Source organism: Amycolatopsis sp. cmx-11-32 (assembly GCF_047608695.1).
GTDB lineage: Bacteria > Actinomycetota > Actinomycetes > Mycobacteriales > Pseudonocardiaceae > Amycolatopsis.
The window spans coordinates 491,203-513,522 of sequence record NZ_JADNQN010000002.1 but is presented as its reverse complement, the minus strand read 5'-3'; the positions used below and the strand labels follow the sequence as shown (position 1 = coordinate 513,522).

27 protein-coding genes and 1 tRNA gene are annotated in these 22,320 nt (G+C 67.3%); 19 read left to right on the top strand and 9 right to left on the bottom strand.

All coding sequences use genetic code 11. The features are described from left to right. Positions 1-93 precede the first annotated feature (93 nt). Complete coding sequence (locus tag ACM6LR_RS07225) at positions 94-582, top strand: GNAT family N-acetyltransferase (RefSeq protein WP_414936731.1); 489 nt, start codon at positions 94-96, stop codon at positions 580-582. Here ACM6LR_RS07225 and ACM6LR_RS07220 read toward each other — a convergent pair. After that, positions 560-757: a hypothetical protein gene (locus ACM6LR_RS07220; RefSeq protein WP_414936732.1), complete on the bottom strand. Its 198-nt coding sequence runs from the start codon at positions 755-757 to the stop codon at positions 560-562. The two genes, ACM6LR_RS07225 and ACM6LR_RS07220, sit on opposite strands and share 23 nt — an antisense overlap. A 201-nt stretch (positions 758-958) precedes the next feature. On the opposite strand from ACM6LR_RS07220, the gene ACM6LR_RS07215 reads away from it, so the two are divergent. Together ACM6LR_RS07215 and ACM6LR_RS07210 are read left to right on the top strand one after the other, a co-directional pair. After that, positions 959-2,632, top strand: coding sequence for a bifunctional metallophosphatase/5'-nucleotidase (locus ACM6LR_RS07215; protein ID WP_414937115.1), 1,674 nt, complete (start codon positions 959-961; stop codon positions 2,630-2,632). A 42-nt stretch (positions 2,633-2,674) separates the two neighbouring features. Beyond that, a complete protein-coding gene (locus ACM6LR_RS07210; RefSeq protein WP_414936733.1) occupies positions 2,675-3,013 on the top strand; it encodes an MmcQ/YjbR family DNA-binding protein in 339 nt (112 codons plus the stop codon). On the opposite strand, the gene ACM6LR_RS07205 is transcribed toward ACM6LR_RS07210, so the two are convergent. Then, entirely contained in the window at positions 3,010-3,537 is a 528-nt protein-coding gene (locus tag ACM6LR_RS07205; protein WP_414936734.1) for a GNAT family N-acetyltransferase, read from the bottom strand. The two genes, ACM6LR_RS07210 and ACM6LR_RS07205, sit on opposite strands and share 4 nt — an antisense overlap. Before the next feature lie 204 nt (positions 3,538-3,741). Between ACM6LR_RS07205 and ACM6LR_RS07200 the strand changes: the two genes are divergently transcribed. Together ACM6LR_RS07200 and ACM6LR_RS07195 are read left to right on the top strand one after the other, a co-directional pair. Beyond that, positions 3,742-4,143, top strand: a complete 402-nt coding sequence (locus ACM6LR_RS07200) for a DUF4279 domain-containing protein (protein WP_414943427.1) — start codon at positions 3,742-3,744, stop codon at positions 4,141-4,143. 85 nt (positions 4,144-4,228) lie between these two features. After that, positions 4,229-4,882 carry a hypothetical protein gene (locus ACM6LR_RS07195; RefSeq protein ID WP_414936736.1) on the top strand — a complete coding sequence of 218 codons (654 nt, stop codon included), beginning with the start codon at positions 4,229-4,231 and terminating at the stop codon, positions 4,880-4,882. Between the two features lie 3 nt (positions 4,883-4,885). Here the strand turns inward: ACM6LR_RS07195 and ACM6LR_RS07190 are convergent, their stop codons facing one another. After that, positions 4,886-5,374, bottom strand: coding sequence for a GNAT family N-acetyltransferase (locus ACM6LR_RS07190; RefSeq protein WP_414936737.1), 489 nt, complete (start codon positions 5,372-5,374; stop codon positions 4,886-4,888). A gap of 75 nt (positions 5,375-5,449) precedes the next feature. Here ACM6LR_RS07190 and ACM6LR_RS07185 point away from each other — a divergent pair, with 75 nt between their 5' ends. Then, a complete protein-coding gene (locus ACM6LR_RS07185; protein WP_414936738.1) occupies positions 5,450-5,593 on the top strand; it encodes a hypothetical protein in 144 nt (47 codons plus the stop codon). 244 nt (positions 5,594-5,837) lie between these two features. On the opposite strand, the gene ACM6LR_RS07180 is transcribed toward ACM6LR_RS07185, so the two are convergent. Next, the gene (locus ACM6LR_RS07180; RefSeq protein WP_414937116.1) at positions 5,838-6,356 is read right to left on the bottom strand and encodes a hypothetical protein; all 519 of its coding nucleotides are present in this window, start codon (positions 6,354-6,356) and stop codon (positions 5,838-5,840) included. Positions 6,357-6,935: 579 nt separating this feature from the next. On the opposite strand from ACM6LR_RS07180, the gene ACM6LR_RS07175 reads away from it, so the two are divergent. After that, positions 6,936-7,130, top strand: coding sequence for a hypothetical protein (locus ACM6LR_RS07175; RefSeq protein ID WP_414936739.1), 195 nt, complete (start codon positions 6,936-6,938; stop codon positions 7,128-7,130). Between the two features lie 19 nt (positions 7,131-7,149). Here the strand turns inward: ACM6LR_RS07175 and ACM6LR_RS07170 are convergent. After that, positions 7,150-7,220 (bottom strand) — tRNA-Gly (locus ACM6LR_RS07170). Positions 7,221-7,330: 110 nt separating this feature from the next. Between ACM6LR_RS07170 and ACM6LR_RS07165 the strand changes: the two genes are divergently transcribed. The 4 genes from ACM6LR_RS07165 to ACM6LR_RS07150 all read left to right on the top strand — a co-directional run bounded on the left by ACM6LR_RS07165 (position 7,331) and on the right by ACM6LR_RS07150 (position 10,309). Next, positions 7,331-8,536: an oxygenase MpaB family protein gene (locus ACM6LR_RS07165; protein ID WP_414936740.1), complete on the top strand. Its 1,206-nt coding sequence runs from the start codon at positions 7,331-7,333 to the stop codon at positions 8,534-8,536. 13 nt (positions 8,537-8,549) lie between these two features. Next, complete coding sequence (gene dcd, locus ACM6LR_RS07160; protein ID WP_016338162.1) at positions 8,550-9,131, top strand: dCTP deaminase; 582 nt, start codon at positions 8,550-8,552, stop codon at positions 9,129-9,131. Positions 9,132-9,190: 59 nt separating this feature from the next. Further along, positions 9,191-9,331 carry a hypothetical protein gene (locus ACM6LR_RS07155; RefSeq protein WP_414936741.1) on the top strand — a complete coding sequence of 47 codons (141 nt, stop codon included), beginning with the start codon at positions 9,191-9,193 and terminating at the stop codon, positions 9,329-9,331. A 285-nt stretch (positions 9,332-9,616) separates the two neighbouring features. Beyond that, positions 9,617-10,309, top strand: a complete 693-nt coding sequence (locus ACM6LR_RS07150) for a CAP domain-containing protein (RefSeq protein WP_414943529.1) — start codon at positions 9,617-9,619, stop codon at positions 10,307-10,309. Here the strand turns inward: ACM6LR_RS07150 and ACM6LR_RS07145 are convergent. The 3 genes from ACM6LR_RS07145 to ACM6LR_RS07135 form a co-directional block, all read right to left on the bottom strand. After that, positions 10,303-11,298, bottom strand: a complete 996-nt coding sequence (locus tag ACM6LR_RS07145) for a cation diffusion facilitator family transporter (RefSeq protein WP_414936742.1) — start codon at positions 11,296-11,298, stop codon at positions 10,303-10,305. The two genes, ACM6LR_RS07150 and ACM6LR_RS07145, sit on opposite strands and share 7 nt — an antisense overlap. 30 nt (positions 11,299-11,328) lie before the next feature. Further along, positions 11,329-11,841: a DUF742 domain-containing protein gene (locus ACM6LR_RS07140; RefSeq protein WP_414937118.1), complete on the bottom strand. Its 513-nt coding sequence runs from the start codon at positions 11,839-11,841 to the stop codon at positions 11,329-11,331. 208 nt (positions 11,842-12,049) lie between these two features. Then, complete coding sequence (locus ACM6LR_RS07135; RefSeq protein ID WP_414936743.1) at positions 12,050-14,332, bottom strand: (Fe-S)-binding protein; 2,283 nt, start codon at positions 14,330-14,332, stop codon at positions 12,050-12,052. Between the two features lie 152 nt (positions 14,333-14,484). Between ACM6LR_RS07135 and ACM6LR_RS07130 the strand changes: the two genes are divergently transcribed. From ACM6LR_RS07130 to ACM6LR_RS07120, 3 genes are read left to right on the top strand one after another with little or no spacing between them, the layout of a single operon-like run. Beyond that, positions 14,485-14,811 (top strand): DMT family transporter, encoded by a 327-nt coding sequence (locus ACM6LR_RS07130; protein WP_414936744.1) that lies wholly within the window; start codon positions 14,485-14,487, stop codon positions 14,809-14,811. Continuing rightward, the gene (locus ACM6LR_RS07125) at positions 14,812-15,372 is read left to right on the top strand and encodes a TetR/AcrR family transcriptional regulator (protein WP_020632424.1); all 561 of its coding nucleotides are present in this window, start codon (positions 14,812-14,814) and stop codon (positions 15,370-15,372) included. It abuts the gene before it with no gap. Between the two features lie 22 nt (positions 15,373-15,394). Continuing rightward, on the top strand, positions 15,395-15,829 hold the full coding sequence (locus ACM6LR_RS07120) for a GNAT family N-acetyltransferase (RefSeq protein WP_414936745.1): 435 nt from the start codon (positions 15,395-15,397) through the stop codon (positions 15,827-15,829). 86 nt (positions 15,830-15,915) lie between these two features. On the opposite strand, the gene ACM6LR_RS07115 is transcribed toward ACM6LR_RS07120, so the two are convergent. Beyond that, a complete protein-coding gene (locus ACM6LR_RS07115) occupies positions 15,916-16,455 on the bottom strand; it encodes a YbhB/YbcL family Raf kinase inhibitor-like protein (RefSeq protein ID WP_414936746.1) in 540 nt (179 codons plus the stop codon). A 161-nt stretch (positions 16,456-16,616) separates the two neighbouring features. Here ACM6LR_RS07115 and ACM6LR_RS07110 point away from each other — a divergent pair, with 161 nt between their 5' ends. The 5 genes from ACM6LR_RS07110 to grpE all read left to right on the top strand — a co-directional run bounded on the left by ACM6LR_RS07110 (position 16,617) and on the right by grpE (position 22,319). Further along, positions 16,617-17,384 (top strand): DUF4097 family beta strand repeat-containing protein, encoded by a 768-nt coding sequence (locus ACM6LR_RS07110; RefSeq protein ID WP_414943426.1) that lies wholly within the window; start codon positions 16,617-16,619, stop codon positions 17,382-17,384. A gap of 28 nt (positions 17,385-17,412) precedes the next feature. Continuing rightward, the gene (locus tag ACM6LR_RS07105; protein ID WP_414936748.1) at positions 17,413-18,084 is read left to right on the top strand and encodes a hypothetical protein; all 672 of its coding nucleotides are present in this window, start codon (positions 17,413-17,415) and stop codon (positions 18,082-18,084) included. Further along, positions 18,081-19,505, top strand: coding sequence for an alpha/beta hydrolase (locus ACM6LR_RS07100; protein ID WP_414943425.1), 1,425 nt, complete (start codon positions 18,081-18,083; stop codon positions 19,503-19,505). The genes ACM6LR_RS07105 and ACM6LR_RS07100 overlap by 4 nt, the downstream gene beginning before the upstream one ends. A 166-nt stretch (positions 19,506-19,671) precedes the next feature. Then, entirely contained in the window at positions 19,672-21,555 is a 1,884-nt protein-coding gene (dnaK, locus tag ACM6LR_RS07095) for a molecular chaperone DnaK (RefSeq protein WP_414936750.1), read from the top strand. Then, on the top strand, positions 21,552-22,319 hold the full coding sequence (grpE, locus tag ACM6LR_RS07090) for a nucleotide exchange factor GrpE (protein WP_414943424.1): 768 nt from the start codon (positions 21,552-21,554) through the stop codon (positions 22,317-22,319). The genes dnaK and grpE overlap by 4 nt, the downstream gene beginning before the upstream one ends. The last annotated feature ends 1 nt before the right edge of the window (position 22,320 follow it).

Below are 22,320 nucleotides of genomic sequence, written 5' to 3'. Positions count from 1 at the left end.
GCGGGACCGGATCGGCCGAGTGGCCGACCCTGACCCTGGCCGGTCGGTGAAATCCGCTCCCCGTCAGGACGGTGGCCGTGGGATTCTGCCGGGATGCTGCTCGTTCGACGGCTGGCCGCCGGAGACCTCGACGTCTTCCGCGAGATCCGCCTGCGTGCTCTGACGGACACCCCCGAGAACTACGGCTCGATCGCCGCGGTGGAACGGGCGCAGTCCGATGAAGAGTGGCTCGCGCGGCTGGCCGGGGACGCCTGGTTCGTCGCGTTCGATGACGGCCGCCCGGTCGGCCTGGTCGCCGGCCGGGCCCGCGACGACGGCTGGATCCTTTACTCGATGTGGGTCGAGGCCGAGGCACGCGGCCGAGGCCTCGGCGAGAGGCTGGTGCGCGAGGTGCGGTCGGCGGCCGAGCTGGGTGGCGCACGTGAGGTGTGGCTGCACGTCGCGGAGGACAACGACCGGGCGCGGCGGTTGTATCTGCGACTGGGGTTCATCGCGACGGGTGAACTGGAGCCGATGCCGAACGACGTCACCCGGCGGCGCGAACGTCTTTATTTACCTGTTACCGCTGGTAGCAGGAAATAGCCTGGCCTCGCGGCGTGGACAACGTCGTCTTCGACCGCGCGGACAAGGGCGAGCCGCTGGTGCCGTGATCCCGCCGCTCACACCGCACCGAGACTTCATCACCGTCGACCCGCCCGGCTTCCGGTTCGCGGGCGTCGTCGAAGACATCCCGGTGACCATCGCGTGGGCGCGGCACGACCGCATCCTCGCCCGCCCGAAGGCGGAACCGCTGGTCCTTCCCGGCTGCGGGGCACGTGCCGATGAACGACGAGCCCGAGCTGGTGACGCGAGTGCTGCTGAACGGTTCACGCGACAGGTGACGTTTGCTTATCGTCCTGGTTTTTCCTCTGGTGAAGGTCAGCTTCGCCAGGCAAACTCCTCCGCCGTGCGCCCAAGAATGAAGCTGGCCGTGATCGCCGGTGCCGCGCTGACCACGCTGGCCACCCTCGCCGCGCCCGCGTCCGCCGCGCCGGCCACCACCGACGTCCGGATCGTCACGTTCAACGACCTGCACGGCAACCTCGAACCGCCGTCCGGTTCGAGCGGCCGCGTCACGTTGCCCGGTGGCGCGCCGGTCAACGCGGGCGGTGCCGCCTACCTCGCGACGCACCTGAAGCGGCTTCGCGGTGAAGTGCACAACTCGGTCGTGCTTTCGACCGGTGACAGCATCGGTGCGTCGCCGGTGATCTCGGCGCTGTTCCACGACGAGCCGACCGTCGAACTGCTGAACCTGCTCGGTGTCGAGGCTTCCGTGGTGGGCAACCACGAATTCGACGAAGGACTCAAGGAGCTCCGCCGGATCCAGCACGGCGGCTGCCACCCGACCGACGGCTGCCAGTTCCGGAAGTCCTTCGAAGGCGCGAACTTCCCGCTCCTCGGAGCCAATGTGTACTACGAGAACGGCTTCCCGGCCCTGCTGCCGTTCAGCGTCGAGTTCTCCGGCGGTCTCCCGATCGGCGTCATCGGCGCGACACTGAAGGATCTGCCGCAGGTCGTCACCCCCGAGGCGATCAAGGGCCTGAAGTTCGGTGAAGAGGTCCAGGCGATCGACCGCACCGCGAAGCTGCTCGACCGGTTCGGCGTCAAGGCGCAGGTCGTGCTGCTGCACCAGGGCGACAACTCCGAGACCGCCGGCCCGGACGAGTGCAAGGTCAAACCGGGCGCCGCGACCGCGATCGCGCGGAAGGTGACGTCCAAAGTGGACGCGATCTTCACCGGGCACAGCCACCAGCAGTACAACTGCGTGATCAACGACCCCGATGGCAAGCCCCGCCCGGTGATCCAGGGCGCGTCGTTCGGTCGTCTGCTGTCGGTCGTCGACCTGAAGATCGACCGCCGGACCCGTGACGTCGTGCGTGGCGAGACCAAGGCGCACAACGAGATCGTGACCCGCGACGTCAAGCTGGACGGCGACGTGCAGAAGCTGATCGACGAGGCGAAGACCAAGGCCGCGCCGATCGCGAACAAGGCCATCGGCACCATCACCGCGGACCTGGTCGCCAAGGGTGTGCCCTCCGGCGAGTCCCCGCTCGGCGACGTCATCGCGGACGCTCAGCTCGAGGCCACGCAGTCGAACGGTGCCCAGATCGCGATGACGAACCCGGGCGGCATCCGCACGGACTTCACCTACGCGTCTTCGCCCGCCGGTGAAGGCGCTGGTGTCGTCACCTACGGCGAGGCGTTCGCCGTGCAGCCGTTCGCGAACATCATGCAGACCATCACGCTCACCGGGGCCAACCTGAAGAACGTGCTCGAACAGCAGTGGCAGGCGAACGGGATCGTGCGGACCCTGCAGATCTCGAAGTCGCTGAAGTACTCGTTCTCGGCTTCGGCGCCCGCCGGATCGAAGATCTCGAACCTGACGCTCGACGGCACGCCGATCGACCCGGCGGCGTCGTACCGCGTTTCGGTGAACAACTTCCTCGTCGCCGGCGGGGACGGCTTCACCGAGTTCACCAAGGGGACCGATCTCGCGGGTGGTCCGGTGGACCTGGACGCGCTGATCGCGTACTTCGCGGCGCACCCGGGCATCGCCCCACCGGCCGCGGACCGGATCACCGTCCTGCCATAACCCTCTCCGCGCTTGTCAGTGACCCAGGGCACAATGGCCGCCATGACGACCTGGGAAGAAGTCGTGGACCTGGCGGGCAGGCTGCCGGAGGTCGAGGAGTCCACGTCGTACCGCACACCGTCGCTCAAGGTCGCGGGCAAGAACTTCGCCCGGCTGCGCAGCGAGGCCGAGGGCGGGCTGATGCTGCTGTGTGAGCACGCGGAGAAGGAGGCCCTGCTGGCCTCCGGCGACCCCGCGTACTTCACCACGCCGCATTACGACGGCTACGGCGCGATCCTCGTCGACCTGGAGAAAGTGGAGAAGGCGCAGCTACGTGAGCTCATCGAGGAGGCCTGGCGGATGAAGGCACCCGCCAGGCTCAAGAAAGGTCTGGACGACTAGCGGAGCTCCCCTTCGAGCAGGCTCATCAGGTACTCGTCGTGCCACTCGCCGTTCTGGCCGCGGAACGACTGCCGGTGCCTGCCGTCCACCTGGAACCCGAGCTTCTTGTAGATGTGGATCGCGGCTTCGTTGTCGACCACGACCCACAGCGCGATCATGTGCAGCCGCATCATTTCGAAGCCGTAGCGGCAAAGTGTGCGCATGGCGTCGGTGCCGTAGCCGCCGCCCCAGTGATCCCTCTCGCCGAGGTAGATGTCGAGTTCCGCGCGCCCCTGTTCCGGCGTGGCGTCGCGCAGGGTGCACGTGCCGATCAGCGTGCCGACGGCGAGGCTCTCGATCGCGAAGCTCGCCCGCGCGTAGCTGTTGGGCTCCCGCTTGGTGAAGCGCTCGCGGATCTGGGCGAGCGATTCCGGGTGGTCCGCGGTCAACCAGCGTACGACCTCCGGGTCGTTGTGCCAGCGCCACAGCGTGTCGGCGTCCTCGGGCTCCAGCGGCCGTAAGCGGATCAGTTCACCGGTCAGCATCGTCCATCCCAAGATCGGTATCGGACTTTCCAGACTATTCGGCGACACCCTTGAGCAGCCACCGCTTTACGGGCATTTCCAGCAGCGCTCAGGCCGTCCGCGCGGAGTGTGCACAACAGGCTCGCGGTCCCGCGTGAGACGTTCGATAAGCGATTGATCACGTTTCACCTGGTCAGCTTGCCCGAAAGCTAGGGTCCCGGGCGTATGAAGGTCCACCAGTACTGCTACTTCGCTTTGAAGAGCGAAACCGTGTCCGCCGCGGAGATCACCGCGCGGCTCGGCATGCAGCCCGACGAGGTCCTGGTACTGGGTTCGCGGTCCGCCGAACACCGGTTGCCGCGGATGCACGCCTGGAAGGTGACGCATCGGGGTTCGGAACCGGTCGACGACCAGATCGAGAGCGTGATCGGCAGGCTCGCCCCGGTCCGCCCGGGAATCCGGGCGCTGGCGGACGAGGGGGTGACCGCGGTGCTGCAGGTGGTGCGCTACTTCCATCACCGCGACGGCGGCGAGGAATTCGGCTGGTACCTCTCGCCCGCCGTGATCGCGTTCCTCACCGAAGCCGCCGCCGCGCTGGACGCCGACGAATACGACCTCAGCGAATGACCTTCCGTCGAGCCGGTGCGCGACGGGAACGCCGGAGATGGTGGGATGGTGCCCCACAGCCGGACAACCCCGTTGGGAGCCCAGCATGTCGAGCGAGAACTGGCCGCTGCGTCAGGACCCGGAGTCGCCGGTCATCATCTCCCGGTCGCTCGTGGAGGACCCGTCGAACCTCGCGTTCGTCGTGCTGGACGACGACGGTGACTGGTTCATCAGCGACGGCAACGAGTTCTCCGAGGACATGGAACTCAACCGCGACGCGTTCGGCGCGCTGCCCCTGCGGGACGCGGTGGACCTCATCCCCGAAATCGCCGCGCTCGCCGGCCTCCCCACCGGCATGGCCGCCGACTGGGACCCGGAGCGCCGCACCTGGCTGCTGAGCTCGGTCGCCGACTCGGATGACGACGACGAGGACCTCCTGGTGCGCGCCGCCCGCCTCGCGGCGTGGACGCACCCCGGCTCGCCGCTGGAAGAAGTCCAGGTGAGCACCGAACTCGCCGAGATCCCCACCGACCCCGCCGCACCGGCCCGCGCCGTGCGCCAGGTCGTCCGCGAGGCGGACGGCACCTGGCTGCTCGTCGGCTTCCAGGTGCCGGAGAACGAGGATTTCGAGGTCGAAGCCCTCGAGATGGAGCACGCCGTCACCCTGTACCCGGACGTCGCGCTGGTGCTGAGCGCCGCGCCCGGCCAGGTGTACGACCGCGTCAGCGCCGACGCCTCGTGGGAACTCGTCGAGGGCTGACCCTCAGCCGAAGTCGCAGTACATGACGTGCAGCCCGATGCGCCCCAGCGTCGGGTGCTCGAACGCACCCGGCACCGTCCCGACGATCTCGAACCCGAGCCGCTCGTAGATCCGGATCCCAGCCGCGTTCGACTCGGCGACCGCGTTGAACTGCATCCCCGCGAACCCCTGTTCCCTGGCCCAACCCAGGACATACGCGCACAACGCGCTGCCGATGCCCTTGCCGCGAAGGTCCTTGTCCACCATGAAACTGGCCGTCGACACATGTGCCCCGGGCCCGTCGCGGTTCGGCCCCATCTTGGCCGTGCCGAGCACCCGGCCGTCCTCGACCGCGACCACCGTCAGGCCCGGCGGTTTCGAGATCCATACCGCGCGTGCGTCGTCCTCGCTCAGGCCGGGATCGTAGGTGTACGTGTCCGCCGCCCGCACGACTTCGCGAACGATCGGCCACACCTGCGGCCAGTCGTCTTCGGTGCTCTCCCGGATCTCCATGCCCGGCACCGTAACAACCGCGCCGCCCGACCCGACCTCCGAGCGCGGCGAACTTCCGCGACCCGAGGAGTTCGGATGGCCGAGTACGAGCGGTGGCCACATCCTGGCCGTCGGCCGCGGTGTCACTTGCTGCGGGCCGACGATGTCTATGCGTCGATGGACAACGGCGATCAGTACTTCACCGATGCCAACGGCCGCAAAGCCTCTGTGCGGAAATGAGCTTGTTCCTGCGGCGTCGAAACGCTGAGGTCCACGGCCGACGCCAGCTTGCGGAACAATTTGGACAACTTGCCGCGCTGCGACTATTGAAGGGTAATTCGAAGTGCCGTGGCGACACCCCCGTTGCGCCCAGCTGCCCATCGTCATGGTGGGGCGAGTGGGCGTTAGATGACCCAAAATCCACACAGTCCGCCCCACGAAGGTCGCCGCCCCGCTCACGAACACGACACCTTTGCCTCAACCGTCAATAGAAACCGTTGCGGCGGTTCTGGAACCACCGCCAGGCGAAGCCGGAACCCAGGAGCAGCCCTGCGCCGGTCAAGCCCGCGCCGATCCAGATCTCCGTCGTTCTGGACTCCCGCTCGACGCGCGTCCCTGGCGGCAACTCGGCCGCGATCCCCTCGATTCTTCCCTGGATCGCACGCTGGTCGAAGACGCTCAGGTCACCGTCCTCCAGCAACGTGGTCAACCAGCGACGCACCTCGTTGTTCTGCTCAAGGGAGAAGCCAGGAAATTCGATCGAGGACATCCGGAACAGCCCGGGCCCCATGCATCTCAGTGGCTCTCCGGTGGACGCGTCGAGATACTGTCCGGTCGCGCCGCATTCGTCGCCCGGCTTGGCGAAAATGGCGGTGTACGGCCCCGGGGCACTGCCCGTGTTCAAGCCGATGATGAGGAAGATCGCGCCGACCAGCAACAGCGGGAGGAGCAGCGCCCCCGCCAGAACGGTCAGCAAGGCGGCCGCTGTGCTGTCGCTCGGCATTCTTCGCACGCCGCGGACGGTAACGGCGGTTGCGGGGAGGGGTCCCGAAAACCGATCGGCACAGGACTCCCTCTGGGTGGGCACCTGACACTCGGTGCGGCTGTGATCACAGGGGGCGCGCACAATTGTGGCTAGGATGAAGTTACAGCGACTGGCGAAAGCCCAGATCCGGTTGCGCCTCGCGAGGAGGCCCGCCGCCTCATCGAGGCTGTTCCTGACGAGCGGGTGTCCGCCGCGTTGGCTGCGCTCAGGCAGTTGGCTGACGCGCAGCCGGACACCGAGTCGTCGCTTTCGTACGGTAGGTGTGTTCGACGAAGTGGCTCGTCACGAACTCGGCGGCGGATCAAGTAAGTCGGCGTGATTCGAGCTGTACAAATGGTTGCTGCGTAGGCACATTTCGCCGGACCTGGGCGGGGTCGAGCTGGGCAAGTCGTCCATGGCGATCATTCGACAGTGGCAGGCCGACCGACTGGCGGTTGCGGGTGATCCTGAATACGCCGGTGGAGGAGGACAAGATCTCGCCTCGCAACCCGTGTCGGGTCCCGCGGGGCCGATCGCGCGAATCCGGACGAACGCCCGGTGATCACCGTGGCCCAAGTGTTCGACCTGGCCAGCAGGATGCCGGAGCGGTTCCGCGTCGACCAGCACCGGACGGGCAACGCGGACGACGATGACGACGGCCTGAGCGGTCAGCCGTGCCCGTCGGCTAATGGCCCGTTAATGGCCGGGCAAGCACAAAGCAAAAGCCCCAGGTCTAAAGTGGACATCCACTGACCTGGGGCTTTCGCAGGAGAGCGGATGACGGGAATCGAACCCGCGTATTCAGCTTGGGAAGCTGATGTTCTACCATTGAACTACATCCGCAGTGCTCGGCCAGCATACATGGTCCGGATCTCCCCTTGCCAAGACCCACCCCGCCTTGACGTCGCCGTCAAAAGTGACAACACTTGTTGTCTACATCGGAGGTGAGCCGGATGGACGAGAGGCTGCCCGACCCCGAGCTGTTCCGCCAAGGCGGGTTCCGGGTCGCATCGAGGTTGTTCATCGAGGGCGACATCAGGGGCGACGAGCGCCAGGTTGCCCGGCTGCGGAAGTGTGCGCAGCGGGAGGACCCGGCGGCGGACTCGTTGGTGCCGTACCTCCGAAGCGGCGGTCACAAGAAGTTTGAACAGGCGCTGCGACAAGGCATCGACAGTGTCGAGGAGCCGCCGGAGGAGCTCGAAGCCTTCTTCCGCAACGTCGAGGCGACGCCGTACTGGGTCGACCCGGATCGCCTCGATCGCGGAGCGCGGGCGATCACGCGTGCCGGGTTGCTCGGCCTCTTTCCGCTTGGTGACGTCTCGCTGATGGGCGGTTATCTCGCGTCGCGTGCCACGAAATCGCTCGTCGGCACCGGTGAGATCGAGTACAAGGCGGCACGGCGTCTCGTCGAGACGGCGACGTGGTGGATCCACGTGACTACGCCGGGCGCGTTGGTGCTCGGTGGGCGCGGGTACGAGTCCGCGTTGCGGGTGCGGGTGGTGCACGCGCATGTCCGTGCGGCCATGAACCGCCGCAAGGACTGGGATTACGCCGCTTGGGACCGGCCGGTCAACCAGGTTCAGACGGCGGGCACGCTCCTGCTCTTCTCCCTCGTCTACGTCTTCGGCACGCAACTGCTCGGGCTCCGCTACAGCGCCCGCGAGCGCGCGGACATCCTGCACCTCTGGCGGTACGTCGGTTGGCTGATGGGCGTCGACGAAGAACTCCTGCCCGCCGGCGAGGACGACGCCTGGCGGCTGCTGTGGCTGCTCGCCACCACCGAGTTCATCCCCGACGACGATTCCAAGCGGCTCGCCGCGGCGCTCATGAAATCCCACGCCGCGATCGGCGAGGGCCGGGGCGCGGTCGGCAAGGTCCTGTCGCATGTGTCGGTCGCGGCACACGGGTCGATCAGCAGGCTTCTCCTTGGCAAGACCAACGCCGACTTCCTGGAACTGCCCGACGATCCGATCGCGCAGGCGGCCGTGGTCGCGGTGGCGGGCGTCAACTTCGCCGCCGAGACGGTCCGGCGGCTGGTGCCGGGGGCGACGGCGCTCCAGGAGCGGATCGGGGCCGCCGGGCGACGCCATTATCTCCGGCAGGTCACCAAGGTGTTCGGGCTCGACCCCACCTACGGCAGGCACATGAAGGCCGCTTGACTACGCTGATCGCGTGCTCCTCAGCGACCGTGACCTCCGTAAAGAGCTCGACGCCGGCCGTCTTGGCGTCGACCCGTTCGACCCGACGATGGTCCAGCCGTCGAGCATCGACGTGCGCCTTGACCGCTTCTTCCGCGTGTTCGACAACAGCAAGTACACGCATATCGACCCGCAGCTCCAACAGGACGAGCTGACGTCGTTGGTCGAGAAGGAGGGCGAAGACCCCTTCGTCCTCCACCCCGGCGAGTTCGTGCTCGGCTCCACCTACGAGACCGTCACGCTCGCCGACGACCTCGCCGGCCGCCTGGAGGGCAAGTCGTCCCTCGGCCGCCTCGGTCTGCTCACCCATTCCACCGCGGGCTTCATCGACCCCGGTTTCTCCGGCCACATCACCCTCGAACTGTCGAACGTCGCCAACCTGCCGATCACGCTCTGGCCGGGCATGAAGATCGGCCAGCTCTGCATCTTCCGGCTGTCCAGTGCCGCGGAGTTCCCGTACGGCTCGAATGAGGCAGGCTCGCGCTACCAGGGGCAGCGGGGACCGACCCCGAGCCGCGCGTACAAGAACTTCCACCGCGTCGACACCTGGCGGTGATAGCTGTCGAGCGCTGACGAGAACCCGCCGAAGGGGCGTCGTTCCGAAGGTCTCTCACTGTGGCTGAGCAAAGCGGCCTCTCGGCCGTCGAAAGCAGGGTGGCCGACTACCTCGCTCGCTTCGGCCCGCAGACGACGAAGGCGCTTTCGCAGCTGGTGGGGCTCTCGCTGGCGTCGATCACGGCACTCATGTGGCGATGACGGCCAGTGCCGCCCCGCTGTGGGATCACCTGGTGAAGTCGGTCTGCGAAGCCTGCGAGAAGTACACGGACGGTGAGCTCCCTTCCTGGCCGGCACGAAGGCGATCACGCACGAATCGACAGGGGTTGATCACCCGGTTTTAGATGACAGAGCGCGACCGCTGACCCGTATTACTACTTTCGGGGGTATTGCCGTAACCAGTTCGTGATAGTTTTCGGCCTCGTGTCCCCCAAAAGAGCGAGAAACCGGTTACTTCTTGTCACGCTCAGCTTCCTGCTGGGTGGGGTGCTCGCCGGCGCGAGCTACCTGATGGTGACCGACCGGTTCCAGGGGACGGCGCTGAGCAACCTGTCCTTGAGCGTCCCCGACACCAAGGGCAGGCCCGGTGACGCGCTCGCGAAACCGCCCGCCTACTTCGGCCAGACGTCCGCTCCGGCAGCGGGCGACCCCGGGGCAGGCTCGCCCGCTCCGGCGGCGTCTCCGGAAGCTCCCACGTCTTCCTCCGCCCCGCCCAGCTCGTCCTCCGCCCCGGCCGAGCCGCCAGCCCAGACATCCGAGGCTCCGAAGCCCACTCCCAGCAAGGCCGCGGATCCGCCTCGCTCGCCGGACGGTTCGCTCGCCGGTCAGGTCATCGACCTCGTCAACTCCGAGCGCGCCGGAGCGGGCTGTTCGCCGGTGAGCAACGAGTCGCACCTCGCCGCCGCGGCGCAGGGGCACAGCGACGACATGTCCGCCCGTAACTACTTCTCGCACACCACGCCGGAAGGCACCACGTTCGACCAGCGCATCCGGGCCGCCGGCTACGACAAGCCCGGCGCCGAGAACATCGCCAAGGGCCAGTCGAACGCCGCCAAGGTGATGGACGCCTGGATGAACTCCGAGGGCCACCGCGCGAACATCCTCAACTGCAAGCTGAAGAAGATCGGCGTCGGCGTCAACACCAAGGGCATGTACTGGACGCAGAACTTCGGCTACTGACCCTTGTCCCAGCGTTCGGCGATGTCGCCGTAGCGGGCCAGTACCGCCGCGCGCAACTCGGGATCCGTGCGCGGGACCGGTTCGATGAACACCTCGGTGACGTCCCCGAACGATCGCGTCAGTTCGACCGCGAGCCGGACGCAGGCGCGTTCGACATCCGGCGCGCCCAGTGAATCGTCGAAGTCGACACGCGCGCACACGAGCACCTGGTCGGTGCCCATCAGCATGGTCTGCAGGTCGACGACGGCCTCGATCTCGGGCGCGCCGACCAGGTGGTCCCGGATCTCGCGCACCAGCTTCGGATCCGCCTGCCTGCCGATCAGCAGGCCGCGGTTGGTGCGTCCGAGCACGTAGGCGACGAGCGCCAGCAGCACGCCGATCGCGATCGACGCCGCACCGTCCCAGACGTGCGAGCCGGTGAGCTGGTGCAGCCCGATCCCGGTGAACGCGAGCAGCAGGCCGATCAGCGCCGCCGAGTCCTCGAACAGGACGGTCTTCGGCGCCGGGTCGTCGATCGTCCGCAGGTAGACTGACACCTTCTTACCCGCTTGGGCGGCGTCGCGCCGCACTTGCCGCACGGCCTGGAACCACGAGACGGATTCGAGGACGAAGGCGATCGCGAGCACGACGTAGCCGACGATCGGATCGGTCTGGTCGGTCGCCTCGCCGAACACCGTCGAGAAGCCTTCGTACAGCGCGAACATCGCGCCGGACGCGAAGATCGACACCGCCGCGAGCAGCGACCAGAAGTACCGCTCCTTGCCGTAGCCGAAGGGGTGGACGCGGTCGGCGGGCCGGTCCGAGCGTTTCAGCGCGGTCAGCAGGAGGCCTTCGGTGATCGTGTCGGCCACCGAGTGCGCGGCTTCCGAGAGCATCGCGCCGGAGCCGGTGATGATCCCGGCGATCAGTTTCAGTACCGCGATGGCGAGGTTGACCCCGCCCGCCAGCACTACGGTCAGGGTGCTTTCGCCACCGGGTTCTTCACTCACCTTGCGTAGCGTAGTGCGAGTGCGCCGATCTCACAGGCGACGCAATCCGTGCAGGACGCGTTCCATCAAGGCGAGTGCCGGATGACCGTCGAATTCAGCTTGCGTTTCATGAACGGTAACCAGGCCGAGTTCGGCCATATCACCCAAAAGGACCTTTGCAACGCCGAGTGGAACGCATAATGAAGCGGCTACTTCGGCGACGGAAGTCGGACGGCGGCACAGTGAACGGACCGAATGGAATTCCACGCTGAACCCGGGCGCGGTCCACGGTGCGTCGTTCCGGACGGAAATCATCGCTTCGATCGCGAAGTTCCGCTTGGACTGTGTGCGTCCGCCCGTGCGGACGTACGGGCGGACGCGCGTGCGTTGCCGTTCCTGTCGCGGCGGCCGCCGGGCGGCCGGGATGCTGGGGATGGTCGCTTCCTGGGCCATCCGGGCGAGCGCCGCGGCCGACGGCAGGCGGGCCATCGGACGACCTGTCGACGACCCCGGCATCGCGAGGCGGTGTGCCATGCCCGGACGGAGTTCGTGACGGTTGCCCATTGATTTCCTCGCCCCCTTTTTTTCGAACCTATCGCCTGTGCCGCCTAAAGCAACCTCGTAGACGACAACGGCAACGAGGAAACGCCAGCTTATCGCCACCGTGTACCGCCGAACGGGTAAGGGAACGGAATGGTCTGGACCGGATAAAGCATGAGGGAACATTCTCTCGCATTATGTGCGAGAGAATGTTCCCTCCGGCCTCGACGTGCTACTTGTCTTCCTCCGAAAGTGGACTCTCGGTGGCGGGCTCGTCCGCCTTCTCGTCGAGTTCAGCATCTGAGACGGCGTCCAAGGACGGCGCGCCGGCCGGGACCAGTTGCGGCTCCGGCTTGCGCTTGACGGCGGTCAGCAGGAGCTGCGCGACGTCGACGATCTCGACCTTCTCGCTCGCCTGGCCGTCGCTCTGGCGCGCGGTGAGGCCGTCGTTGAGCATCACCTTGCAGAACGGGCAGCCGGTCGCGATCTTCGACGGCGCGGTGCCGAGCGCCTCGTCCACGCGTTCGACGTTGATCCGCTTGCCGATCTTCTCTTCCATCCACATCCGCGCGCCGCCGGCGCCGCAGCACATCGACCGGTCGCCGTGCCGCGGCATCTCCCGCAGCGTCGCGCCGGTGGCCCCGACGAGCTCGCGGGGAGCGTCGTAGACCTTGTTGTGGCGGCCCAGGTAGCACGGGTCGTGATAGGTGACGTCCTCGGCGACCGGGGCCACCGGGGTCAGGTGCTTCTCCCGCACCAGGCGGTTGAGCAGCTGCGTGTGGTGCACGACGTCGAACTGGCCGCCCAGTTCCGGGTACTCGTTCGCGAGGGTGTTGAAGCAGTGGGCACAGGTGACGACCACCTTGCGCGCCTTGCGTTCGCGGCCCTCGAACACCGAGTTCAGGATCTCGACGTTCTGCTGCGCCAGCATCTGGAACAGGAACTCGTTGCCTGCCCGGCGGGCCGGGTCGCCGGTGCAGGACTCCTCCGAGCCGAGCACGGTGTACTTCACGCCCGCGATGTGCAGCAGTTCCGCGACGGCCCGTGTGGTCTTCTTCGCGCGGTCCTCGAACGCGCCGGCACAGCCGACCCAGAAGAGGTACTCGGTGTCGCCGAGGTCGCCGTCGAACACCGGCACCTCGAACTCCAGGTCCTCGGTCCAGGCGAGCCGGTCCTTGGCGTTCTGGCCCCACGGGTTGCCCTTGTTCTCCAGGTTCTTGAACATCCCGTTGAGCTCGCTGGGGAACGCGGACTCGATCATCACCTGGTAGCGGCGCATGTCGACGATGTGGTCGACGTGCTCGATGTCCACCGGGCACTGCTCGACGCAAGCACCGCAGGAGGTGCAGGACCACAGCACCTCGGGGTCGATCACGCCGCCGTCGTCGCCGATGAGCGCCTTCTGGGACTCCGCGATCGCGAGGACGTCGATACCCGCGTACATGTCGTCACCGGACAGTCCGACTTCGTCACCCGCCATGTCGCGCTTGCCGCCCGCGAGCAGGTACGGCGCCTTCGCGTAGGCGTGGTCGCGAAGCTGCGTGATGAGCAGCTTCGGGGAGAGCGGCTTACCGGTGTTCCACGCGGGGCACTGCGACTGGCAGCGGCCGCATTCGGTGCAGGTGGAGAAGTCCAGCCAGCCCTTCCAGCTGAAGTCCTCGACCTTGCCGACGCCGAACGTGTCCTCGTCCGGGTCCGCCTCTTCGAGATCGAGCACCTTGCCGTTGCTCATCATCGGCTTGAGCGCGCCGAGCGCGACCTCGCCGTCGGCCTCGCGCTTGAAGTAGATGTTGAAGAAGGCGCTGAACCGGTGCCAGGCGATGCCCATGGTCATCGTGCGGGCGATGACGAACAGCCAGATCGTGGCGCTCATCAGCTTGACGAACGCGAACACCGAGACCAGGTTCGGGCTGGCCGGCAGCAGCTCACCGATCGGATGCGAGACGAACGCGGCCCAGACCGGGGCTTCGTGGACGTTCATCGCGGACTTCGCGGCCCGGACGCCGATGATGCCGATGCCCTCGATGAGCACGACGGCCTCGATGAAGTACGCCCACTTGAAGTTGGAGCCCTGGAAACGGGACTGCCGGTCGGCGCGGCGCGGGTGGTTCTTCTGGCGGATCCCGATCAGGACCAGCGCGCCGACGATGGTGCCGACCCCGAGCAGCTCCATGAGCAGCTGGAACAGCGACCAGTCTTCGAGGATGGGCCAGCCCCACGTGGGGACGAAGACTTCGCCGTATGCCTCGAACAGGGCGAGCGACCCGAGCAGGAAGCCCCACATGACCAGCCAGTGCGCGGCCCCGACGCTCCGGATCTTGTTCATCCGGGTGTGCGCCGCGAATTCCTTGATCAAGGTCTTCATCCGCGCCGTGATCGGACCGTTGCGGGTCGAGTCCGGCTGGCCGAGGCGGATCACCCGCACGAAGCGGGCGATGGTCGCGAAGAACATTCCCCAGGCGACGACGCCGAGCAGGACCGAGATCCCGCCGAGCGTCAGCTGTACAGCGCCCATCGTCGGGTGCCTTTCGTCCGAGTGAAGCTGTGGTGGTTCGGGCAGACTAATGCTTCTTACTGATGGGTAACCCACTGGCCGCGCCCAAGTCCCACCGATGTGGTGTACGCCTCTCTTTGTTTTAAGACGATCGTCCAGTTAAATTTTGTAACATGGGTGCGTACCTTCTCCTCGCTTTCGCCATCGCCGCCGAGGTGACCGCCACGGTCTCGTTGAAGCTCTCCGAGGGCTTCAGCAAGCTGGGGCCCTCGATCCTCGTGGTGGCCGGATACGCCTTCGCGTTCGTCGCGCTCGCATACGTTCTGAAGGCGGGCGTGCCGGTGAGCGTCGCCTACGCGATCTGGGCCGCGGCAGGCGTCGCGCTGGTGGCGGCCGTCGGCATCGTGTTCTTCAAAGAGCCGGTCAACCTCGCCGTGATCGCCGGGCTGGTGCTGGTGGTCGGCGGTGTCGTGTTGATCGAGGCAGGGAGTGCGCGCTAAGTGAAGATCCAGGTCGACGGCCGGAAGGCCAGGGGCGAGAAGCGGCGCGAGGAGATCATCGCGGCCGCGCTGCGGGTGATCGAGCGGGACGGCGTCGCCGGTGTCACCCATCGGACGGTCGCCACCGAGGCGGGCGTGCCGACCGCGTCGACGACTTATCACTTCTCCAGCCTCGACGACCTGCTGATCGCGACCCTCATCTCGTGCGCGAGGGATATGGCGACCGAGGTCTACTGGATGATCGACAGGGCCCGTTCGCGTGGCAGCCGCGGCGCGGAGGAGGTCGCCGGACTGCTCGCCGAGGCGCTGGGACCGCGGCGCGGGCGGACGATGGCGGAGTACGAGCTGTACCTGCTGGCCGCGCGGAAACCCGAACTGCGGCCCGCCGCGCGGCGTTGGCTGGACGTGCTGACCTCGATGGTCCGGCACGACGACGAGGTCGCCTTCCGGGTGTTCCTCGCCGGCATCGACGGCCTGCTGATCCAGGGCCTCATCGACGACGAGCCGCCGTCCGCGGACGAGCTGCGGCCGGTGGTGGACTACCTGCTGAAACCTCGTTGACCTGCCGGGTAGCTTTCGGATCATGAGGACTGTCGGCGCGTACGAACTGGATGACGACCCGGCTCGGGTGGACCTCGACGTGGTGTGGAAGTGCCTGTCCACCAGCGTCTACTGGGGCAAGTGGCGAGACCGGGAAATGATCGAGAAGGTCTTCAGGAACGCGTGGCGCGTCGTGGGTGCGTACGAGGATTCGACAGGCCGCCTGGTCGGCTTCGCGCGGGCGTTCTCGGACACCATCGGCAGCGCCTACCTGGCGGACGTCTTCGTCGTCGAGGACGCGCGCGGCGCGGGACTCGGCAAGGAACTGGTCCGGGAGATGATCGACAACGGACCGGGCGCGGAGTTCCGATGGATGCTGCACACCGCCGACGCGCACGAGCTGTACCGGCCGTTCGGCTTCGGCGACCCGGAGGAGGGCCAGTACATGGAGCGGTCCAGGCCGCACGGCCGGAGCTGAAGGGGACTTTCCCCGCATGCGACGCGGTGAAGGACGCTTTCACCACGTCGCACGCGGTGAAAGCGTCCTTCAGCCCCTGAAGCCGCTCAGTCCTTGTTCTCGTGCAGGGCAGTAAGAGAAGCTCGCGCGATCGCGTGGCTGAAGAGGTTGAAGCCGAGCAGAGCCGGCGTAGCGTCTTCGCCGACATCCAGCTTTTCGACGTCGACAGCGTGCACCGTGAAGATGTACCGGTGCGGCCCGTGCCCGGGCGGCGGTGCGGCCCCGAGGAACTGCTTCACGCCGCCGTCCCCCTTCAGGGTGACAGCGCCTTCGGGCAGGCCGGAGCCCGCCTCGTCGCCGGCGTTCCCCGCCAGCGCGTTCACCGAGGCGGGGATGTCGAACACCGCCCAGTGCCAGAACCCACTCGCGGTGGGGGCGTCCGGGTCGTAGCAAGTCACGGCGAAGCTCTTGGTCTCGGCGGGGAAGCCGTCCCAGGACAGCTGCGGGGAACGATCCTCGCCGCCCGCGCCGAAGATCCCGGACAGCTGGGGCGTCGGCAGGAAACCGCCTTCTTCGATGTCGGTGCTGCTCAAGGTGAAGGCAGGCAGATCGGGCAGGAAGTCGTACGGATCGGGTGCCTGCGGCATGCGTCCTCCTGATCGTGGAACCGGTGACGAAGCCAGGTTAGGACCCCGAGAACCCCGGCGCGGGATCAGGGACGATTCCGGGGGTTACCCCTATGTCCATCCCGGCGCGGTGCCCTTAGCTTCGAGACACACGAAAACCTGCTCTGGAGGGACTCAACACCATGGCCCGCCCACTCCTCGCCATCGGAGGCATCGCCTTGATCGGCGTCGGTGTCCTCACCGGCCTCGGCTGGTGGTGGCCCTCCGACGCGGAGGCGACCTCCGAGCTGACCCAGTCGATCAAGAGCGTCCGCGTCGAAAACGACGAGGGCGCCGTCAAGATCCGCACGGGCAGCGGCCCGGCGAAGGTCCGCCAAGAGTTCTCGTACCGCTGGAACAAGCCCAGCGACGCCTATCGCGTGGACGGTGACACCCTGGTCCTCGCCGGCTGCGGGAACAACTGCGAGGTCGACTACGACGTCACCGTCCCGGCGGGGGTCCCGGTCACCGGGCGGGTCGACTCCGGTGCGGTGGAGATCGCCGGTGTGTCCACTGTGGATATTTCGGTCGACTCCGGCCGGGTCGAGGTGCGCGACGTGCCGGGCACCGTGAAGGTCAGGGCCGACTCCGGTCGCATCGAGCTGAAGAACATCGGGCAGGACGTCGACATCCACGCGAGTTCCGGCGCGATCAAGGGCGAGCGGCTCGGCGGGAACGTGCAGGCACAGGCCGACAGCGGCCGCATCGAACTCGAGCTGGTCGAGGCCGCGAACATCACGGCCCGGAGCGACAGCGGTTCGATCGAGGTCACCGTGCCCTCCGGCGACTACAACGTCAGCGGCACCACCGACAGCGGCAGCCGCGACATCGACGTGAACCAGTCCGGTTCGGCCCAGTACAAGCTCGATCTCAACACCGACAGCGGAAGCGTCAAGGTCAACGCGGCCTGACGGACTTTATCGGGGGAAACACTTTCTCATGGGGAACAAAGAGAAGCGCGTCCTCGGCGCGCTCGCGCTCGGCGCGCTGACGGCCTTCGGGATCGTCGGCTGCGCAGGCGAAAGCCGCCAGACGCTGAGCGACGGCACACCCGTCACCGAGCAGATCACCGCCGTCCGGGTCGACGTCCCGGTCGGCGGCGTCACACTCCGGGTCGAGGACGGCGCACCGGTCTCGCTGCGCCGCGAAGTCACTTACACCGGCCGGAATCCCGGCAAGACGCACAGCGTCGAGAACGGCACGCTCGTCCTCGGCGGCTGCAGCCAGTGCGGCGTGGACTACGACGTCGTGGTCCCGCGTGAGCTGGCGATCTCCGGCGGCATCGGCACCGGCAAGATCACGCTCACCCGCGCGGCCGCGGTGGACCTCCGGGGCGACACCGGGGAGCTCGAGGTCCTGAGTTCGACCGGTCCGGTGAAACTGACCATCGGTACCGGGGACATCAAGGTGGGGCTGGCGAAACCGGGCGCGGTCACCGCGAACGCCGACACCGGGAAGGTCACCGTCACCGTTCCCGATGCCGCGTATCGCATCAACGCCAGGTCGGAGTTCGGCAAGGTCGAGACCGCCGGAATCCGGCAGGACCAGGCTTCGGCGAACGTCCTGGACCTCAAGTCCGGCACCGGTTCGGTCACGGTGAAGCCCGCGTGAACAGGAAGACGAAGGCGCTCGCCGCCGTCACCGCGCTGGCCCTGCTCCCGCTTTCCGTGCTGCCTGCTTCCGCCGCGCCGCGGATCGCTTGGAAACCGTGCGCGACCGAGTACGCGCCGACACTGGAATGCGCGAGCCTCCGGGTGAGCGGTCCCTTCACGATCGCGCTGGCGAAACTGCCCGCGACCGATCCCGCACGCCGCGTCGGTTCCCTGCTGACGAACCCTGGCGGGCCGGGCGGCTCCGGCGTCACCGTGCTCAAGTACGGTGGCCGCGGTTTCGCGCTGGACAAGCTGGAAATGGCCGAAGCGCGACAACGGTTCGACGTCATCGGTTTCGACCCGCGGGGCGTCGGGGCCAGTACGCCCGCGGTGACCTGCGGGCCGACGCTGCACGACCCGTCGATCAGCCGCTTCCCCCGGAATCGCGCGGAGTACGACCGGTTCATCGAGCACAATCGCGCTTCGGGTCAGGACTGTCTCGACAGGACCGGTCCAGCGATGTCCCAAGTGGACACCTGGAACGCCGCCGACGACATCGAGTCGATCCGGGTCGCCCTCGGCGAACCCAAGGTCAACTGGCTCGGGGTCTCCTACGGTTCCGAGCTCGGCGCCGTGTACGCGGAGAAGTATCCGAAGCGCATCCGCGCGATGGTCCTCGACGGTGCCATCGACCACTCGGTGCCGACGCGGAAGGCGATCCTCGACGAGACCATCGCGACCGAAAGCGCACTCAAGGACTTCGCCCGGTGGTGCACGACGTCGGCCGAGTGTGCGCTTCGCGGCAAGGACGTCCTCGCCACCTACGACGCGCTCATGGCGCCGCCGGGCGGTGTCCCGTCGAGCGAACTCGGGCGGAACGTGACTGCCGAGGAAATGGCGGCCGGTGTCTACGGCTCGATCATCCTGCCGGCGTTCTGGCCGGACCTGAGCAAGGCGATCTCGATCGCGACGGCGGAGAAGCCGGACGCCTCGGGACTGGTGCCCTACTCGCAGCTGGACCCGTCGTACGGTGCCTACCGTGCGATCGGCTGCCACGACTTCGGCCCGGCCTTCACCTCCTACGCCGACATGAGGGTGATGCAAGGGCTGGTGAAGACCCTCGCCCCGCACAGCTGGCGCTACTCGGAGTTCTGGGACATCGCGAGCGGCTGCGCGGGCTGGCCCGTCACGCCCGCGTACCCACCGCGGCCGCAGAAGGTGCGGGGGGCGGCGCCGATCCTGGTGGTCGGCGGCGAACACGATCCGGCGACGCCGCTGGTGTGGGCGAAGGGGCTCGCGCGGAACATCGAGAACTCGACGTTGCTGGTCGACGCCGGGTACGGGCACACGGGGCTGCTCAACTCCGCCTGCGTGCGCACCGAAGAGGTGAAGTACCTGGTGAGCGGGGTCACACCCACTTCGGGCAAGGTCTGCCGGTAGTCCGGGAACAAGACGACCGGGTCGCTCGTTGAGCCGGATACAAGGTTGAGTGCAGGCGACTCAAGTCCAGCTTGACGGAAGCCGCATCATCCCGATAGAACTTGCGTGACACCCACTCAAGGTGGGAGTGAACCCGCAGGTCAAGAACTAGCAGGAGGAACACACCATGGCGCGAGCGGTCGGCATCGACCTCGGCACGACCAACTCGGTCGTCGCCGTCCTGGAGGGCGGCGAGCCGGCGGTCATCGCCAACTCGGAAGGTTCACGTACCACCCCGTCCATCGTCGCCTTCGCCAAGAACGGCGAAGTGCTGACCGGTCAGCCTGCCAAGAACCAGGCCGTGACGAACGTCGACCGGACCATCCGGTCGGTCAAGCGGCACGTCGGCACCGACTGGAAGACCGAGATCGACGGCAAGGCCTACACCTCGCAGGAGATCAGCGCCCGGGTGCTGATGAAGCTCAAGCGTGACGCCGAGGCGTACCTGGGTGAGACCATCACCGACGCGGTCATCACCGTCCCCGCCTACTTCGAGGACGCACAGCGGCAGGCCACCAAGGAGGCCGGGCAGATCGCCGGCCTGAACGTGCTCCGCATCGTCAACGAGCCCACCGCGGCGGCGCTGGCGTACGGCCTCGACAAGGGCGAGAAGGAACAGACCATTCTGGTCTTCGACCTCGGTGGCGGCACGTTCGACGTCTCGCTGCTGGAGATCGGCGAGGGTGTCGTCGAGGTCCGCGCGACCTCGGGTGACAACCACCTCGGTGGTGACGACTGGGACGAGCGCATCGTCACCTGGCTGGTCGACAAGTTCAAGGCCTCCAACGGCATCGACCTCACCAAGGACAAGATGGCGCTCCAGCGCATCAGGGAAGCCTCTGAGAAGGCGAAGATCGAGCTGTCCAGCTCGAACTCCGCGGGTATCAACCTGCCGTACATCACGGTGGACTCGGACAAGAACCCGCTGTTCCTCGACGAGCAGCTTTCCCGCGCCGAGTTCCAGAAGATCACTTCGGACCTGCTCGAGCGCACCCGGAAGCCGTTCAACAACGTCATCCGTGACGCCGGTGTCGCCGTCGGCGACATCGACCACGTCGTGCTCGTGGGTGGTTCCACCCGCATGCCTGCCGTGTCGGACCTGGTCAAGGAGCTGACCGGCGGCCGCGAACCGAACAAGGGCGTGAACCCGGACGAGGTCGTCGCCGTCGGCGCGGCGCTGCAGGCCGGTGTGCTCAAGGGTGAGGTCAAGGACGTCCTGCTGCTCGACGTGACCCCGCTTTCGCTGGGCATCGAGACCAAGGGCGGCGTGTTCACCAAGCTCATCGAGCGCAACACCACGATCCCGACCAAGCGTTCGGAGATCTTCTCCACCGCGGACGACAACCAGCCGTCGGTGCAGATCCAGGTGTTCCAGGGTGAGCGCGAGATCGCGGCGCACAACAAGAAGCTCGGCATGTTCGAGCTGACCGGTCTTCCGCCCGCGCCCCGTGGCGTGCCGCAGATCGAGGTCACTTTCGACATCGACGCCAACGGCATCGTGCACGTCCTCGCGAAGGACCTCGGTACGAACAAGGAGCAGTCGATGACGATCACCGGTGGCTCCGCGCTGCCGAAGGACGACATCGAGCGCATGGTCAAGGACGCCGAGGCGCACGCCGAAGAGGACAAGCAGCGCCGCGAGGAGGCGGAGACCCGCAACCAGGCGGAGACCCTCGTCTACCAGACGGAGAAGTTCGTCAAGGACAACGAGGACAAGCTGCCCGAGGAGCTCAAGGGCAAGGTGAAGTCCGCGATCGACGAGGCCAACGAGGCGCTCAAGGGCACCGACTCGGCGAAGATCCGCGAGTCCATCGAGAAGCTGAACACCGCTTCGCAGGAGCTTGGCACGGCGCTCTACGCCAACGCGGCAGGCAACGCCGCCGATGACGCCGCCGCCGGCGAAGGCGCGACGGGTGCCGCCGGCGGTACCGGTTCGCAGGCCAAGGCCGACGACGTCGTCGACGCCGAGATCGTCGAAGAGGACGAGAAAGACAAGAAGGACAAGAAGTGACGGGGCGCTACGACGAAACCGAGGGCCGGGGCCCGGAGGAACCGGTGGTCGTGCGGGACCAGCGGCGGATTGATCCGCTGACCGGCGAGGTCCGTCCGGCCGCCCCGGCAGCCGATCCCCAGGACGGTCCGAAGCACGCCGCTCCCTCGGAAGACCCAGTGGCGCCCGCGCCGGAGCCCGCGACACACGCGGGCCCCGGCCTCGGGGACTCCATCATGGACGATTCGGTGATGGTGGCCACCGGTCTGGAGAAGGAGCTGGCGGAGCGCACCGCCGACCTCCAGCGTCTCCAGGCGGAGTACGCCAACTACCGCAAGCGCGTGGACCGCGACCGTGAGCAGGTCGTCGCCGCCGCGAAGGCGGCGGTCGTCGGTGACCTGCTCCCGCTGCTCGACGACCTCGAGCGCGCGGAGCAGCACGGCGATCTGACGGGTGCCTTCAAGGCGGTCGGCGAGAAGCTGGTCGGGAGCCTGCAGCGGTCGGGTCTCGAGCCGTTCGGTGCCGAGGGTGAGGCCTTCGACCCGAGCGTGCACGAGGCCGTCCAGCACAGCACCTCGCCGGACGTCGCGGGCCCGACGGTCACCACGGTCATGCGCCGCGGTTACCGCTTCGGCGAGCGCGTGCTTCGCGCGGCGCTGGTCGGGGTCACCGACCACGAGCCCGGCGCGGCCCCCGCACCGGAGGCGCAGGCTGCTCCGGTCGACCCGCCCGTCGGTGGCGAGCTGCCGCTCGACGGCGAGCTCTTCGATGAGAACAACCGCTGAT

Coding starts and splice junctions, on each gene's coding strand:
- ACM6LR_RS07195 (WP_414936736.1), top strand. CDS start 4,229: ATGTCGAGCGAGAACTGGCCGCTGCGTCAGGACCCGGAGTCGCCGGTC.
- ACM6LR_RS07165 (WP_414936740.1), top strand. CDS start 7,331: ATGGACGAGAGGCTGCCCGACCCCGAGCTGTTCCGCCAAGGCGGGTTC.
- ACM6LR_RS07210 (WP_414936733.1), top strand. CDS start 2,675: ATGACGACCTGGGAAGAAGTCGTGGACCTGGCGGGCAGGCTGCCGGAG.
- ACM6LR_RS07190 (WP_414936737.1), bottom strand. CDS start 5,374: ATGGAGATCCGGGAGAGCACCGAAGACGACTGGCCGCAGGTGTGGCCG.
- ACM6LR_RS07185 (WP_414936738.1), top strand. CDS start 5,450: ATGGCCGAGTACGAGCGGTGGCCACATCCTGGCCGTCGGCCGCGGTGT.
- ACM6LR_RS07135 (WP_414936743.1), bottom strand. CDS start 14,332: ATGGGCGCTGTACAGCTGACGCTCGGCGGGATCTCGGTCCTGCTCGGC.
- ACM6LR_RS07115 (WP_414936746.1), bottom strand. CDS start 16,455: ATGCCGCAGGCACCCGATCCGTACGACTTCCTGCCCGATCTGCCTGCC.
- ACM6LR_RS07200 (WP_414943427.1), top strand. CDS start 3,742: ATGAAGGTCCACCAGTACTGCTACTTCGCTTTGAAGAGCGAAACCGTG.
- ACM6LR_RS07225 (WP_414936731.1), top strand. CDS start 94: ATGCTGCTCGTTCGACGGCTGGCCGCCGGAGACCTCGACGTCTTCCGC.
- ACM6LR_RS07110 (WP_414943426.1), top strand. CDS start 16,617: ATGGCCCGCCCACTCCTCGCCATCGGAGGCATCGCCTTGATCGGCGTC.
- dnaK (WP_414936750.1), top strand. CDS start 19,672: ATGGCGCGAGCGGTCGGCATCGACCTCGGCACGACCAACTCGGTCGTC.
- ACM6LR_RS07205 (WP_414936734.1), bottom strand. CDS start 3,537: ATGCTGACCGGTGAACTGATCCGCTTACGGCCGCTGGAGCCCGAGGAC.
- ACM6LR_RS07215 (WP_414937115.1), top strand. CDS start 959: ATGAAGCTGGCCGTGATCGCCGGTGCCGCGCTGACCACGCTGGCCACC.
- ACM6LR_RS07105 (WP_414936748.1), top strand. CDS start 17,413: ATGGGGAACAAAGAGAAGCGCGTCCTCGGCGCGCTCGCGCTCGGCGCG.
- ACM6LR_RS07140 (WP_414937118.1), bottom strand. CDS start 11,841: ATGGGCAACCGTCACGAACTCCGTCCGGGCATGGCACACCGCCTCGCG.
- ACM6LR_RS07130 (WP_414936744.1), top strand. CDS start 14,485: ATGGGTGCGTACCTTCTCCTCGCTTTCGCCATCGCCGCCGAGGTGACC.
- ACM6LR_RS07180 (WP_414937116.1), bottom strand. CDS start 6,356: ATGCCGAGCGACAGCACAGCGGCCGCCTTGCTGACCGTTCTGGCGGGG.
- ACM6LR_RS07120 (WP_414936745.1), top strand. CDS start 15,395: ATGAGGACTGTCGGCGCGTACGAACTGGATGACGACCCGGCTCGGGTG.